Below are 13,792 nucleotides of genomic sequence, written 5' to 3' on the forward strand. Positions count from 1 at the left end.
AACTTCGTCAACAACGCCATCCTCGGCCCGCTGGAGGACAAGCGCGTCGCCACGCTCAACCGCATCGAGACCGCCATCGGCCGCGCCGCCGCCAAGCCCGAAGGCCTCGAAGCCCTCGCCCCCTGCCAGCTCAACCAGTAGTCGAGGGACCGGCGGAGCTCGCCGGTCGCATGAGGACCGGTCGAGCCGAGGGGCCGGTCCTGTCGGAGGGCCGGTCCTGCCGAAGGGCCGTCGAACCGAGGGGGCCCGTCGCGATGAGCCGTCCGCGACGGGCCCCCTCGGTCGGCGAGTGACCTCCTGCGCTCCTCGTGGGCGACAGGGGCCGTGTCCGCCCCGCGCGCCGGCCGGGGCGGGCATGGAAGACCTGGTTCCGGGTGGATCCCATGGAGGGGTCCGCCCGGAATTCGCGTACCGGCGCCAAATTCGTTAGACAGCCGAAGCGTTTCCGTCGATAATCGTTAGACATGGGAAAGACTTATGAGCGCATCGACGGCCGCCTGCGTACGTTCATCGAGGCACAGCCGCTGTTCTTCACCGCTTCGGCGCCCCTCGCCGGCGACGGCACGGTCAATCTCTCGCCCAAGGGCCTCAAGGGCTCGTTCGTCATCCTCGACGAACTGACGGTCGCCTACCTGGACTTCGCCGGGTCCCACGCGGAGACCATCGCGCATCTGCGCGAGAACGGCCGGATCACCCTGATGTGGTGCGCCTTCCAGGGCCCGCCCACCATCGTCCGCGTGCACGGCACGGGCGAGGCCGTCTTCCGCGACGACGACCGCTTCGCCGAACTCCTCGCCCGTTTCCCCGACATCGACCCCACCGCGCACGGCCTGCGTGCGATCATCGTGGTCCGCGCCCGCCAGATCCGCGACAGCTGCGGCTACGCCGTGCCGTTCATGGCGTACGAGGAGGAGCGCGACCTGCACGGCCGGCGCTTCGCGCGCGAGGACGACGCGTCGCTCAGCGCCTACTTCAGCTCCAAGGAACACATCGCGACCAGCATGGACGGCCTCCCGGGGCTGCCACTGCCGCTGCCGCCGTCCGCCGTCTGACGGCGTGGGACGCGGGCGCGCCCTCCGGTACGGATCGTTCCGCGCAACAGTTGTTCACACGGTTGAACACACGGCACTCGCTGCACGTACGTGTGGGCCAAGGGTCCAGCCCACCACGGAGGAACCGTGTCCACGATCGCCGGAGGTCGCGCCGCGCGCCGCCAGACGATGCGCCGCATCCGACCTCGCCGCTCCCCCGCAGTCCCGCTGCTGATCGTTTTCTTTGCGGGCGTGGCCGCGGTGGTGTGGCTGTGGTGGGACAACACGCCCTCCATCGCCGACCAGGGCAGCAAGATGGTCAACGCCGGCCGGATCACCGGTCTGCTCGGCGGCTACATGATGGCCCTGGTGGTCCTCCAGATGGCCCGGGTGCCCGCCCTGGAACGCCGGGTCGGCTCCGACCGGGTCGCCCGCTGGCACGCGATGACCGGCCGCTACACGCTCTGCCTGGTCGTCGCCCACGTCGTCCTCACGATGTACGGGTACGCGCTGCAGGCCGGTCTCACCCACACCGCGATCGTGCAGCAGACCATCGACTCCATCAACCAGCTGCCGGACATGGGCAAGGCCGCCATCGGCACCGGTCTGCTGGTGCTCATCGGGCTGATGTCGATCGGTCCGGTGCGCAAGCGGATCCCGTACGACTTCTGGTACCACACGCACCTGCTGACGTACGCGGCCACGTTCCTGACGTTCTGGCACCAGATCTCCACCGGCAACGAGTTCGCCGTCACGCCCGCCGCGAAGACCGGCTGGTACGCGCTGTACGGGTCGGTGACCGCGCTGGTGGTCTGGTACCGGATCATCACGCCGATCCGGCTCAACATGCGACACCGGCTGCGGGTCGAGGCGGTCATCGAGGAGTCGCCCGGCATCGTCTCCGTGCTGATGAGCGGGCGCAAGCTGCACCGGATGGGCGCGGAGGCCGGCCAGTTCTTCCGCTGGCGGTTCCTCGCCCCCGGCATGCGGTTCAGCTCGCACCCGTACTCGCTGTCGGCGGCTCCCCGCCCCAACATGCTGCGCATCACGGTCAAGGCGATCGGCGACCACAGCACGGCGCTGCGCGATCTGGAGCCCGGCACCCGGGTGTGGGCCGAGGGCCCGTACGGGGCGCTCACGGCCGGCAAGCGCAGCCGGGGCAAGGTGCTGCTGGTGGCCGGCGGGGTGGGCATCACCCCGATGAGAGCCCTGTTCGAGACGCTGCCCGGCGCGGCCGGTGACCTGACCCTGCTCTACCGGGCCAACACCACCCAGGACCTGGCGCTGTGGGACGAGTTGGCGCAGATCGCGGAGGAGCGCGGGGCGCGGCTGATGTACGCGGTGAACAGCCCGGACGGCGAGCGCCCGGACATCTCGCCGGACTCCCTGCGCCGCAAGATCCCGGACATCGAGAGCCACGACGTCTTCCTGTGCGGTCCGCCCGGTTTCGCCCAGGGCGTGTACGAGGCCCTGCGCGGCGCGGGTGTCCCGACCCGGCGCATCCACCACGAGTCGTTCGAGATGTGAGCGACGGGACCGCTCGTCACGGATCCCCACCCGGCCGACCGCTCCAGCCGTCGGTCACCACGACCTGCCCCACCCCGACTTCTGACCATGGTTTCCCGTGGGTTCGCCCCGGGTCTCCCCCGCGAGACTTCACACTTCAGGAGCTGAAGGAGCGATGAAGAAGAGCCACCCCATCCGGCGGACCCTGCTCGCCACCGCCGCCACCGTGTCCGGCATCGTGCTGCTGCTGTCGCTGAAGCCGGCCTCCGACCCGGCCGGTTCGGTACAGGCCGGAGCGGCAGGGGGCGCTCCTTCGGCACAGGGCGGGGTGGCGGCGGGCGCGCAGACCCTCACGGGCACCGCCGTCCAGACCGACTACGGGCCGGTCCAGGTCCGGATCACCGTCAACGGCGGCAAGATCACAGGCGCCGAGACCGTGCAGCAGCCCAGCGGGGGCCGCTCCACCCAGATCAGCGGCGACGCGATCCCCAAGCTCAACCAGGCGGCCGTGGCGGCCGGCAGCGCGGAGATCGACGCGGTCTCGGGCGCCACGTACACCAGCGCCGGCTACAAGGAGTCCCTCCAGTCCGCGCTCGACCAGGCCGGCAACGCGCAGGACTCCGGCGCCCAGGTGCTGACGGGGACCACCGTGCAGACCGACTACGGGCCGGTGCAGGTCAGGATCACGGTCAGTGGTGGGAAGATCACCAACGCTGAGGCGATCCAGGCCCCCAGCGGCGGTCGCTCCACCCAGATCACCGGCGACTCGGTGCCGAAGCTCAACCAGGCGGCCGTGGCGGCCGGCAGCGCGGAGATCGACGCGGTCTCGGGCGCCACCTACACCAGCGCCGGCTACAAGGAGTCCCTCCAGTCCGCGCTCGACCAGGCCGGCAACGCGCAGGGCTCCGGCTCCGACGTCGAGGCGGGCGGCTCGCAGGACGCGGGCGGCGGCGCCGAGGACGGCGGGGACTCCGGGGCCGGGGCGGGAGCCGGGGCCGGGCAGGTGACGGGCACCCAGGTGCTCACCGGTTCCGCCATCAAGACGGACTACGGGCCGGTGCAGGTCCGGGTCACGGTCACCGACGGGAAGATCACAGGCGCCGAGGCGCTGCAGCAGCCCACCGGCGGCCGTTCCACCCAGATCAGCGGTACCGCCATCCCGAAGCTCAACCAGAACGCCGTCTCGGCAGGGAGCGCTGACATCGATGCTGTCTCAGGCGCCACGTACACCAGCGGTGGCTACAAGCAGTCCCTCCAGTCCGCTCTGGACCAGGCCGGCTGATCCGGTGGCCGTACCCGCCGGGGCCGCGCCGTCGCCACTGCGGCACGTCGAGGAGGTCATGGGCACCGTCTTCTCCTTCGACGTCCGGGGAGGCGAGCCCGGGGCGGTCAAGGCCGCGCTGGAGGAGGCGGTGGCCGGACTCCACGCCGTGGACGAGGTGTTCAGCACCTACCGCGAGAACAGCCAGATCTCCCGGCTCGCCCGGGGCGAGGCGACGATCGAGGAGTGCGCTCCCGAGGTCGCCGAGGTGCTCGAACTGTGCGCGGAGGCCGAGCGGTCGAGCGACGGCTGGTTCAGCGCGACGTACGAGGGCCGCTTCGACCCGACCGGCCTGGTGAAGGGGTGGGCCACCGAGCGGGCCGCGCTGCGGCTGGTCGAGGCCGGCGCGGTCGGGGTGAGTGTGAACGGGGGTGGTGATGTGCAGCTGTGCGGTGTGCCCGGTCCGGACCGGCCGTGGCGTGTGGGTGTCGCGGATCCGCTCCGGCCCGGAGGGCTGGCGGCGGTCGTCACGGCCGCGGGCGCGGATCGCCTGGCCGTCGCCACGTCCGGTACGGCGGAGCGGGGCGCGCATATCGTCGACCCGCGCACGGGTAGGTCCGCCGTGACCGACCTGGTCTCGGTGACGGTCGTGGCCCCCCGCCTCACCTGGGCGGACTGCTGGGCCACCGCCGCGTTCGCCATGGGCTCCCGTGCGGGCCTCGCCTGGCTGGAGTCCCTGGAGGACGCGGAGGCCCTGCTGATCACGGCAGGCGACGAGGTCCGCTGCACGGGCGGGTTGGCGGCACGCCTGGGCTGAACGGGCCCGGGTCGAGAGGGGCGGGGTGGAGCCACTGGAAGCCACCGGTCGCCAAAGGGGCGCGGGGAACTGCGCGACCGGCCACGGACGACCCGCACCCGGCGTCCCCGCGAACCGCCCCTCCCCGTAGCCGCCCCCCGTCGGCTCAGTGCACGTGGCCGTTGCCGTTCTGGGCCAGCCGCAGCAGATGGTCCGCCAACGCCTGCCCGCCCACCGGATCCCGGCTGATCAGCAGCAACGTGTCGTCGCCCGCGATCGTGCCCAGGATGTCGTGGAGTTCCGCCTGGTCGATGGCCGAGGCGAGGAACTGGGCCGCGCCCGGCGGGGTGCGGAGCACGACCAGGTTCGCCGAGGCCTCCGCGGAGATCAGCAGCTCCGCGGAGAGCCGCCGCATCCGCTCCTCCTTGGCCGACTCACCCAGCGGCGCCCGGGGGGTCCGAAAACCCCCCTCGCTCGGCACCGCGTAGATCAGGTCGCCGTCGTTGTTGCGGATCTTCACCGCGTTCAGCTCGTCCAGGTCCCGGCTGAGTGTCGCCTGCGTGACGCTCAGCCCGTCGTCGGACAGCAGCTTCGCCAACTGGCTCTGCGACCGCACCGGTTGCCGGTTGAGGATGTCCACGATCCGCCGGTGGCGTGCGGTGCGGGTCTGCGGCACGGCGGGCCCCGCCTGGTCGTGCTCCTGCGCCTGGCTCATCGTCGTCTCATTCTCCGGCTCGTCCGTCCCCACTGGCTTCGTGCGCCGCCCGCGCCGCGTCGAGGATGCCGGGCAGCGCCTGGAGGAGGGCGTCCACCTCGGCGTCACCGATGTTGAGCGCGGGCATCAGCCGTACGACATCGGGGGCGGGCGCGTTCACCAGGAAACCGGCGTCCTGAGCGGCCTGTTGCGCCAGGGGCGCGAGCGGCTCGGTGAGCACGATACCCAGCAGGAGACCCGCGCCACGGACGTGGTCGATCATCGGGTCGCCGAGGGACTCGATTCCGTTCCGCAGCTTCTCGCTCTGCCGCTTGACGTTCTCCAGCAGCCCTTCGGCGCGGATGGTCTCCAGGACGGCGAGTCCGGCGGCGCACGCGACCGGGTTCCCTCCGAAGGTCGTGCCGTGCTGACCGGGCTGCAGGAGGTCCGCCGCCCGGCCGAAGGCGACCGTCGCGCCGAGCGGCAGTCCGCCGCCGAGGCCCTTGGCGAGGGTGACGACGTCCGGCAGGACGCCCTCATGGGCCTGGTACTCGAACCAGTGCCCGGTCCGGCCGACGCCGGTCTGCACCTCGTCGAGGACCAGCAGCGAGCCGGTGGCGGCCGTGATGGCCCGCGCGGCCTTCAGATAGCCGGCCGGCGGGACGACGACGCCCTTCTCGCCCTGGACGGGCTCGATGATGACGAGGGCGGTCGCCTCGGTCACGGCCGCGGCGAGGGCCTGCGCGTCGCCGTAGGGGACGTGGGTGACGTCACCGGGGAGCGGGTGGAAGCCGGTCTGCTTGCCGGGCTGGCCGGTGAGGGCGAGGGCGCCCATGGTCCGGCCGTGGAAGCCGCCCTCGGTGGCGACCATGTGGGTCCGCCCGGTCAGCCGGCCGATCTTGAACGCGCCCTCGTTGGCCTCGGCGCCGGAGTTGCAGAAGAAGACCTTGCCGTCGCGCCCGAAGTGCTCCAGGAGCCGTTCGGCGAGCGCGACGGGCGGCTCGGCGACGAACAGGTTGGAGACATGGCCGAGGGAGGCGATCTGGTTGCTGACGGCCTCGACGATCGCGGGGTGGGCGTGGCCGAGCGCGTTGACCGCGATGCCGCCGACGTAGTCGACGTACTCCGTGCCGTCGGCGTCCCACACCCTGGTGCCCGCACCGCGGACCAGGGAGAGGTTCGGGGTGCCGTAGTTGTTCATGAGCGAGCCCTGCCAGCGCTGGGTCAGCTCCTCGTTGGCGGTCATTCGGCGTCCCCCTCTTCCGCATCCGGCACGACCATCGTGCCGATGCCCTCGTCGGTGAAGATCTCCAGCAGGATCGAGTGCTGGACCCGGCCGTCGATGACGCGGGCGGTGTTGACGCCGCCCCGGACGGCATGCAGGCAGCCCTGCATCTTCGGCACCATGCCGGAGGACAACTCCGGCAGCAGCTTCTCCAGTTGGGAAGCCGTGAGGCGGCTGATCACCTCGTCGCTGTTCGGCCAGTCCTCGTAGAGGCCCTCGACGTCGGTGAGGACCATGAGGGTCTCGGCGCCCAGAGCAGCAGCGAGTGCCGCAGCCGCCGTATCAGCATTGACGTTGTAGACATGTCCGTCGTCCTGGCTACGGGCGATCGACGAGACGACCGGGATGCGGCCGTCGGCGAGCAGTGCCTCGATCGCGCCCGTGTCGATCGCGGTGATCTCGCCCACCCGCCCGATGTCGACCAACTCGCCGTCGATCTCGGGCTGGTGCTTGGTGGCGGTGATGGTGTGCGCGTCCTCGCCCGTGAGGCCCACGGCGAGCGGGCCGTGCTGGTTGAGCAGGCCGACCAGCTCGCGCTGCACCTGCCCGGCGAGCACCATGCGGACGACGTCCATCGCGTCCTCGGTGGTGACGCGCAGGCCGGCCTTGAACTCGCTGACGATGCCGTGCTTGTCGAGGGCGGCGCTGATCTGCGGGCCGCCGCCGTGCACGACGACGACGTTGAGCCCGGCGTGCCGCAGGAAGACGACATCCTGGGCGAAGGCGGCCTTCAGGTCCTCGTCGATCATGGCGTTGCCGCCGAACTTGATGACGACCGTCTTGCCGTTGTGGCGGGTCAGCCAGGGCAGCGCTTCGATGAGGATCTGGGCCTTGGGGAGGGCGGTGTGCTTCCGCGTGGTGCTCATGAGGAGTAGGCGCTGTTCTCGTGGACGTAGTCGGCGGTGAGGTCGTTGGTCCAGATCGTGGCGGTCTCGGACCCGGCGGCGAGGTCGGCGACGATGTGCACCTCGCGGTAGCGCATGTCGACGTTGTCGCGGTCCTCGCCCACGCCGCCGTTCTTGCAGACCCAGACGCCGTTGATGGCGACGTTGAGGCGGTCCGGCTCGAAGGCGGCGGACGTGGTGCCGATGGCGGACAGGACACGGCCCCAGTTGGGGTCCTCGCCGTGGATGGCGCACTTGAGGAGGTTGTTGCGGGCGATGGAGCGGCCCACCTCGACGGCGTCGTCCTCGGTCGCCGCGTTCACGACCTCGACCTTGATGTCCTTGCTGGCGCCCTCGGCGTCCCGGATGAGCTGCTGTCCGAGGTCGTCGCAGACGGCACGTACGGCCTCGGCGAACTCCGCGTGGTCGGGGACGACTTGGGAGGCCCCGGAGGCGAGCAGCAGCACGGTGTCGTTGGTGGACATGCAGCCGTCGGAGTCGACCCGGTCGAAGGTGGTCCGCGTGGCGGCCCGCAGCGCGCCGTCGAGCACCTCGCTCTCCAGGTCCGCGTCGGTGGTGAGCACGACGAGCATGGTGGCGAGGCCGGGCGCGAGCATGCCGGCGCCCTTCGCCATGCCGCCCACGGTCCAGCCGTCCTTGGTGACGACGGACGTCTTGTGCACGGTGTCGGTGGTCTTGATGGCGATGGCGGCCTTCTCGCCGCCGTGCTCGGAGAGCTGCGCGGCGGCCGTCTCCACGCCCGGCAGCAGCTTGTCCATCGGCAGGAGCACGCCGATGAGGCCGGTGGAGGCGACGGCGATCTCGCCGGCGCTGTGCCCGAGGACGTCCGCGACCTTCTCGGCGGTCGCGTGGGTGTCCTGGAAGCCCTTGGGGCCCGTACAGGCGTTGGCGCCACCGGAGTTGAGGACGACGGCGGAGACCCGGCCGCCCTTCAGCACCTGCTCGGACCAGAGGACCGGTGCGGCCTTCACGCGGTTGGAGGTGAAGACGCCGCCGGCGGCGAGGCGGGGCCCGGTGTTGACCACGAGGGCCAGGTCCGGGTTGCCGTTCTCCTTGATCCCGGCGGCGATGCCCGCCGCCGTGAATCCCTTGGCTGCCGTCACGCTCACGGTGCGACTCCGATCGTGGAAAGCCCCGTCGTCTCGTGGAGTCCGAGGGCGATGTTCATGCTCTGGATGGCGCCACCGGCGGTGCCCTTGGTGAGGTTGTCGATGGCGCTGATCGCGATGACGCGGCCCGCGGCCTCGTCGTACGCGACCTGGATCTGAACGGCGTTGGAACCGTGGACGGACGCCGTCGCCGGCCACTGTCCCTCGGGGAGCAGGTGGACGAAGGGCTCGTCGGCGAAGGCCTTCTCGTACGCGGCGCGCACGGTCTCGGCGGTGACGCCGGGCCTGGCCTTCGCGCTGCACGTGGCGAGGATGCCGCGGGGCATCGGTGCGAGGGTCGGTGTGAAGGACACGGTGACCGGTTCGCCCGCGACACCGCCGAGGTTCTGCATCACCTCGGGTGTGTGCCGGTGGCCGCCGCCGACGCCGTACGGGGTCATCGACCCCATGACCTCGCTGCCCAGCAGATGCGCCTTGGGCGCCTTGCCTGCGCCGGAGGTGCCGGAGGCGGCGACGATCACGGCCTCGTTCTCGGCGAGGCCCGCCGCGTACGCCGGGAACAGGGCCAGCGTGACGGCCGTGGGGTAGCAACCGGGTACCGCGATGCGCTTGGACCCCTCCAGCGCGGCGCGGGCACCCGGCAGTTCGGGGAGGCCGTAGGGCCAGGTCCCGGCGTGGGGCGAGCCGTAGAACCTCTCCCAGTCGGCCGCGTCCTTCAGCCGGAAGTCGGCGCCCATGTCGACCACGAGCACCTCCGGGCCGAGCTGCTCGGCCACGGCCGCGGACTGCCCGTGCGGCAGCGCGAGGAAGACCACGTCGTGGCCCGTGAGCACCTCGGCGGTCGTCTCCTGGAGCACCCGGTCGGCCAGCGGCAGCAGGTGCGGCTGCAACGAGCCCAGGCGCTGTCCCGCGTTGGAGTTGCCGGTCAGTGCACCGATCTCGACCTCGGGGTGGGCGAGCAGCAGGCGCAGCACTTCGCCGCCCGCATAACCACTCGCTCCCGCCACCGCCACACGTACCGCCATGGAACCCTCCTCTTGGATGGCATGACTATACGTTTCGCTGCACGTTTATGCAATCTTTGGTGGGGGACGAGGGCCTCTGTCGCCCAGCCGTGGTCTGCCGCGCGGGCGCATAGGATCGCCCGCATGGCGCTGCGACCCGTCCAAGTGAACATCAAGGCTCTCGACGCCGGGGCAGTCGGCCGGTTCTGGGCGGAGGCGCTCGGCTGGACCGCCTACAGCCCCGGCGTGACCACCTATGTCGGGCCCGCCGGCGGTCTCGTCTGGCCGGACCCGGTCGTGCTGGGTGTCGACGTCGTTCCCGTCCCGGAAGGCAAGACGGCGACGAAGAATCGTACGCACCTCGATCTCGCCACCACCTCCGAGGCACATCAGGCGGAGCTCGTCGCACGGCTCAGGGCGATCGGCGCGACGCCCGCCGACGTGGGCCAGGGCGACGTGCCGTGGACCGTGCTCGCCGACCCCGAGGGCAATGAGTTCTGTGTGCTGGAGCCCCGGGAGGTCTACCGGGACACCGGGCCCATCGCGGCGGTCGTCGTCGACTGCGCGGACCCTCGGGCCATGGCCCGGTTCTGGGGCGAGGCGACGGGCTGGGCCCCGCACGAGGTGACCGACGCGCAGGCCTCGCTGCGCTCGCCCGCGGGGGTCGGCCCCCACCTGGAGTTCCTCCGTACGGCCGACGCGGCGACCGTGCCGGACCGCGTCCACCTCGACCTGCTGCCGTCGCCCGGTGACGACAAGGCGGCGGAGGTGGCCCGGCTGCGTGCCCTCGGCGCCACCGACCTCGACATCGGCCAGGGCGACGTCCCGTGGACCTGCCTGACCGACCCGGAGGGCCACGAGTTCTGCGTCCTCGCGCCGTCCTGACGCGGAAGCCGGTCCCGCCCCCGGGCCGTCGCCCCGCCGCCCCCTCATCACCCCCTACCGGTCAGCTCCTCCATCACGTCCTCGAGTCACGCCCTCGATCAGCTTCGCCATCGCAGCGAGCGGCAGGGACGGATTGGCGGCCGCCGACTCCACCACCACGTCCGCCGGGTCGGAGAGCAGTTCGACGACGACCGTCGGTGGGAGGGCCGGGTGACCGGCGGCGAGGGGCCGGGCCCGTTCGTCCGCCAGGCACGGCAGGAGCGCGGCGGCCGTCGCCCGGGGGTGCCGGGCGATCTCCCGGAGCGCCTTGCGCACCGGCGGCCGGTGCCGGGCCACCCGCTCCAGGAACGCCCCGGTCGCGTCCGGGTTGGCCGCCGCGCCGGTGAGGACCCGGACGCCGTGCCGGTCGACCATGGCGTGCAGCCGGGCCTCGGAGAGACCGGGGTGCGCGGCGACGGCCGTGACCACCTTGGCGTCGGGATCGTCGGCCAGCGCGTCCCGGACACCGGCGGGCAGATCACGCCGTCTCGCCACCAGAGCGCGTACGCCGGAGCGCGGCGACCGGGGCAGCGCCTCGATCTCGGCGGCCGTGGCGGCGGCGATCCGCGGCAGCGGCACGGCACCGATCCGGGTGGTGGCGACCAGCTCCGTGAGGACGTCGAGCGGTACGCGCGGGTTGTGCGCGAGCGCGCGCCGCACATCGGGGGAGCTGTCGTGGGCCAGCGCACGGACCACGGTGTCGTCGATCGAGGGGTTCGCGGCGAGGTCGGCGCGCGCCCCTGGCGTGGGGTCCGCGGCGAGCCGGGCGTAAGCCTGCGGGGGCAGGCCGGGACGGGCGGCGACCGCCCAGCGCAGCAGCGCGGAGGGGTGGTCGGCGAAGTCCGCGACCGCCGCCGCCGGGGTGGCCGGGTTCTCCAGGGCCGCCCGCAGGATGTCGAGGGCGGTGGATTCGTGGGAGCCGTCGCAGGAGGCGCCCGGCCGCAGATCGCAGTCGAGCCGCGGGCAGTCGGGGGCGTGGGTGAAGGGCGGGTCCTCGCGGTCGCAGACCAGGCAGTGCCGGGCGGGAGGCACCTCGCCGCCGACGAGGGCGGCCAGCGCCTGCGGTGGCGTCGCCTCGTTGGCCGCCGCCGCGCGGCGGACCTCGGCGTGCGGGTGCGTGGCAAGGCGGGCGGCCATGTCCGGCCCGGCCCACAGGGCCAGCTCCGCGACGACGCGTACGTCCGGGTCCGCGGCGAGGGTTTCCACCACGTCCGGCGGCAGGCCCGGGCAGGCGGCCAGTCTCTCCCGGAGTTCGACGCCCTCGGAGGTGGCGAGGAGGCGAGCCCACGCCGGGTCGCCGACGCCTTCGTCCAGCAGGGCGAGGGCGACGCGTGGCCACGCCGTGGGATCGACGTCGGCGGCGGTCAGCGTGCCTCCGTACGCCAGGCGCACCCCGTTGCCCTCGTCCCGCGAGGCCAGCGTGATCGCCTGCGCCCGGTTGAGATCGTCGCGGCAGGCGAGTTCGTCGTCGATGTCGGCGTCCGCGAGCGCGAGGAGCCGGTCGATCAGCGCGACCGGCAGAGCCGGATTGGCGGCGAGCCCACGCAGAAGAGGATGCACGGGGAGCATCCTGCCCCGGCCCCCTGCCCCACGGCCCACGATTTTCACCGCGCGACCGTGGCCTGCGGCGACATCGCCCCGTCGGCCACGTCGGCCACGTCGGCATCGGCCGCCACCCGCGTCCGCGTCGGCTAACAGCTACATCAGCCGGTCACCCGCGTCGCGTCAGCCGTCGCACGCGTGTCGGTCGCGGCTCTCGTCCGTCAGCCGTCGCACGCGTCGGTCGCGGCCCTATCCGTCGGCCGCCGCGCCGGCCCGTGGCCACCGGCAGGCCCGGCCGGGAACTGGCCGAGCCCCCCTGCATCGGCGTCAGCCCGCGTCAACGTCGGCCGTCACCTACGTCAGCCGGTCACCCGCGTCGGCGTCGGCCCTCGTCCTCGTCCGTCCGCGCTAGTTCCGGTCGTCCGATCGGTCCGCTCGCTCGGCGTTGCGCTTCTTGATGCGGGCGCCCTCCTTGCGGACCTCGGCCTGGGTGGCGCGTTCCTTGCGCAGCCACTCAGGGCCGTCCTGCTTCAGGGCCTCGATCTGCTCGGTGGTGAGGGGCTCGGTGACTCCGCCGCGCGCGAGCCCGGCGATGGAGACGCCCAGCTTCTCGGCGACCACCGGGCGGGGGTGCGGGCCGTTGCGGCGCAGTTCCTCCAGCCAGGCAGGCGGGTCGGTCTGGAGCGCGCTCAGTTCGGCGCGCGAGACGACGCCCTCCTGGAACTCGGCGGGCGTGGCCTGGAGGTACACACCCAGCTTCTTCGCCGCGGTGGCGGGCTTCATGGTCTGGGCGGTCTGGTGCGACGTCATGGGGTCAAGGGTATCGAGCGCCTGCGCGACCGCCGACCACGCGGCTCCCCGCCGGTGGCGACCGGGCCCGTCCGGCCGCCCGTTAGCCTGGTGACGTGACAGGCTCGGAAGCATCCTCCTCGCTCCCCTCGTTCCGGCTCGCGTACGTGCCGGGGGTGACGCCCGCCAAGTGGGTGCGGATCTGGAACGAGCGGCTGCCCGACATCCCCCTGACCCTCCTCCAGGTGTCCGCCGCCGAGGCGTTCGGCGTGCTCCGGGACGGCGGTGCCGACGCCGGTTTCGTCCGGCTGCCGGTGGACGACGCCGATCTCAGCGCGATCCCCCTCTACACCGAGACCACGGTGGTCGTGGTCCCGAAGGACCATGTCGTCGCGGCGGTCGACGAGGTGACCACCGAGGATCTGGCGGACGAGGTCGTCCTGCACCCCCTGGACGACACCCTCGACTGGGAGCGCCCGCCGGGGGAACCGGCGTTCGAGCGCCCCGCCACCACGGCGGACGCGATCGAGCTGGTGGCGGCCGGGATCGGACTGCTCGTCGTCCCCCAGTCGCTGGCCCGGCTCCACCACCGCAAGGACCTCACCTACCGCCCGCTCACGGGCGCCCCCGAGTCCCGTGTCGCCCTGTCCTGGCCGCAGGACGCGACCACCGACATGGTCGAGGACTTCATCGGCATCGTCCGGGGCCGCACGGTCAACAGTTCACGGGGCCGCGCCAAGCCCGCGGAGGAGAAGAAGCCGCAGCAGAAGCCCAAGCGCACGGGCACGGGCAAGCCGGCCGCCCGCACCCCCCGGGGCGGCTCCTCCGGCGGCAGGAACCCCAAGAGCGGCGGCAGGCCCGGAAAGCCCCGCCGCCGCTCATAGATGGGCCGCAGGCCACACGCGGGGGGCGCGGGGAACTGCGCGACCAGCCCCCACACACCCGC

The 13,792-nt window shown here is 72.4% G+C and carries 13 protein-coding genes; 6 read left to right on the forward strand and 7 right to left on the reverse strand.

The annotated features are described in order from the left end of the window. Positions 1-464 precede the first annotated feature (464 nt). From HW837_RS29395 to HW837_RS29410, 4 genes are all read left to right on the forward strand, one after another. Positions 465-1,052 carry a pyridoxamine 5'-phosphate oxidase family protein gene (locus tag HW837_RS29395; protein ID WP_045557173.1) on the forward strand — a complete coding sequence of 196 codons (588 nt, stop codon included), beginning with the start codon at positions 465-467 and terminating at the stop codon, positions 1,050-1,052. 168 nt (positions 1,053-1,220) lie between these two features. Further along, positions 1,221-2,558, forward strand: a complete 1,338-nt coding sequence (locus HW837_RS29400) for a ferredoxin reductase family protein (protein ID WP_045557361.1) — start codon at positions 1,221-1,223, stop codon at positions 2,556-2,558. A gap of 154 nt (positions 2,559-2,712) precedes the next feature. Then, on the forward strand, positions 2,713-3,819 hold the full coding sequence (locus tag HW837_RS29405) for an FMN-binding protein (protein ID WP_045557172.1): 1,107 nt from the start codon (positions 2,713-2,715) through the stop codon (positions 3,817-3,819). Positions 3,820-3,823: 4 nt separating this feature from the next. Further along, positions 3,824-4,615, forward strand: coding sequence for an FAD:protein FMN transferase (locus HW837_RS29410; RefSeq protein WP_045557171.1), 792 nt, complete (start codon positions 3,824-3,826; stop codon positions 4,613-4,615). Between the two features lie 145 nt (positions 4,616-4,760). Here the strand turns inward: HW837_RS29410 and HW837_RS29415 are convergent, their stop codons facing one another. Genes HW837_RS29415 through argC form a run of 5 tightly spaced genes read right to left on the reverse strand, consistent with a single transcriptional unit; the run spans position 4,761 to position 9,612 of the window. Further along, a complete protein-coding gene (locus HW837_RS29415; RefSeq protein WP_045557360.1) occupies positions 4,761-5,309 on the reverse strand; it encodes an arginine repressor in 549 nt (182 codons plus the stop codon). Positions 5,310-5,316: 7 nt separating this feature from the next. Next, the gene (locus tag HW837_RS29420; RefSeq protein ID WP_193380461.1) at positions 5,317-6,534 is read right to left on the reverse strand and encodes an acetylornithine transaminase; all 1,218 of its coding nucleotides are present in this window, start codon (positions 6,532-6,534) and stop codon (positions 5,317-5,319) included. After that, positions 6,531-7,439, reverse strand: a complete 909-nt coding sequence (gene argB, locus HW837_RS29425; RefSeq protein WP_045557169.1) for an acetylglutamate kinase — start codon at positions 7,437-7,439, stop codon at positions 6,531-6,533. Before argB ends, HW837_RS29420 begins: the two co-directional genes overlap by 4 nt. Beyond that, positions 7,436-8,587: a bifunctional glutamate N-acetyltransferase/amino-acid acetyltransferase ArgJ gene (argJ, locus tag HW837_RS29430; RefSeq protein WP_045557168.1), complete on the reverse strand. Its 1,152-nt coding sequence runs from the start codon at positions 8,585-8,587 to the stop codon at positions 7,436-7,438. The genes argB and argJ overlap by 4 nt, the downstream gene beginning before the upstream one ends. Continuing rightward, positions 8,584-9,612 carry an N-acetyl-gamma-glutamyl-phosphate reductase gene (gene argC / locus HW837_RS29435; RefSeq protein WP_045557167.1) on the reverse strand — a complete coding sequence of 343 codons (1,029 nt, stop codon included), beginning with the start codon at positions 9,610-9,612 and terminating at the stop codon, positions 8,584-8,586. The genes argJ and argC overlap by 4 nt, the downstream gene beginning before the upstream one ends. A 123-nt stretch (positions 9,613-9,735) precedes the next feature. Here argC and HW837_RS29440 point away from each other — a divergent pair, with 123 nt between their 5' ends. Beyond that, complete coding sequence (locus HW837_RS29440; RefSeq protein WP_045557166.1) at positions 9,736-10,476, forward strand: VOC family protein; 741 nt, start codon at positions 9,736-9,738, stop codon at positions 10,474-10,476. 54 nt (positions 10,477-10,530) lie between these two features. On the opposite strand, the gene HW837_RS29445 is transcribed toward HW837_RS29440, so the two are convergent. After that, on the reverse strand, positions 10,531-12,075 hold the full coding sequence (locus HW837_RS29445) for a hypothetical protein (protein ID WP_193382476.1): 1,545 nt from the start codon (positions 12,073-12,075) through the stop codon (positions 10,531-10,533). 390 nt (positions 12,076-12,465) lie between these two features. After that, a complete protein-coding gene (locus HW837_RS29450) occupies positions 12,466-12,867 on the reverse strand; it encodes a DUF5997 family protein (RefSeq protein WP_045557164.1) in 402 nt (133 codons plus the stop codon). A gap of 95 nt (positions 12,868-12,962) precedes the next feature. Between HW837_RS29450 and HW837_RS29455 the strand changes: the two genes are divergently transcribed. Next, on the forward strand, positions 12,963-13,730 hold the full coding sequence (locus HW837_RS29455; RefSeq protein WP_078853395.1) for a LysR substrate-binding domain-containing protein: 768 nt from the start codon (positions 12,963-12,965) through the stop codon (positions 13,728-13,730). The last annotated feature ends 62 nt before the right edge of the window (positions 13,731-13,792 follow it).

Origin of the sequence: Streptomyces caniscabiei, assembly GCF_014930365.1 — a bacterium.
Lineage (GTDB): Bacteria > Actinomycetota > Actinomycetes > Streptomycetales > Streptomycetaceae > Streptomyces > Streptomyces caniscabiei.

Bases quoted from the DNA above. Each gene is read 5' to 3' on its own strand.
- HW837_RS29415 (WP_045557360.1), bottom strand. From the start codon at position 5,309: ATGAGCCAGGCGCAGGAGCACGACCAGGCGGGGCCCGCCGTGCCGCAG.
- HW837_RS29395 (WP_045557173.1), top strand. From the start codon at position 465: ATGGGAAAGACTTATGAGCGCATCGACGGCCGCCTGCGTACGTTCATC.
- argB (WP_045557169.1), bottom strand. From the start codon at position 7,439: ATGAGCACCACGCGGAAGCACACCGCCCTCCCCAAGGCCCAGATCCTC.
- HW837_RS29450 (WP_045557164.1), bottom strand. From the start codon at position 12,867: ATGACGTCGCACCAGACCGCCCAGACCATGAAGCCCGCCACCGCGGCG.
- HW837_RS29440 (WP_045557166.1), top strand. From the start codon at position 9,736: ATGGCGCTGCGACCCGTCCAAGTGAACATCAAGGCTCTCGACGCCGGG.
- HW837_RS29420 (WP_193380461.1), bottom strand. From the start codon at position 6,534: ATGACCGCCAACGAGGAGCTGACCCAGCGCTGGCAGGGCTCGCTCATG.
- HW837_RS29405 (WP_045557172.1), top strand. From the start codon at position 2,713: ATGAAGAAGAGCCACCCCATCCGGCGGACCCTGCTCGCCACCGCCGCC.
- argC (WP_045557167.1), bottom strand. From the start codon at position 9,612: ATGGCGGTACGTGTGGCGGTGGCGGGAGCGAGTGGTTATGCGGGCGGC.
- HW837_RS29400 (WP_045557361.1), top strand. From the start codon at position 1,221: ATGCGCCGCATCCGACCTCGCCGCTCCCCCGCAGTCCCGCTGCTGATC.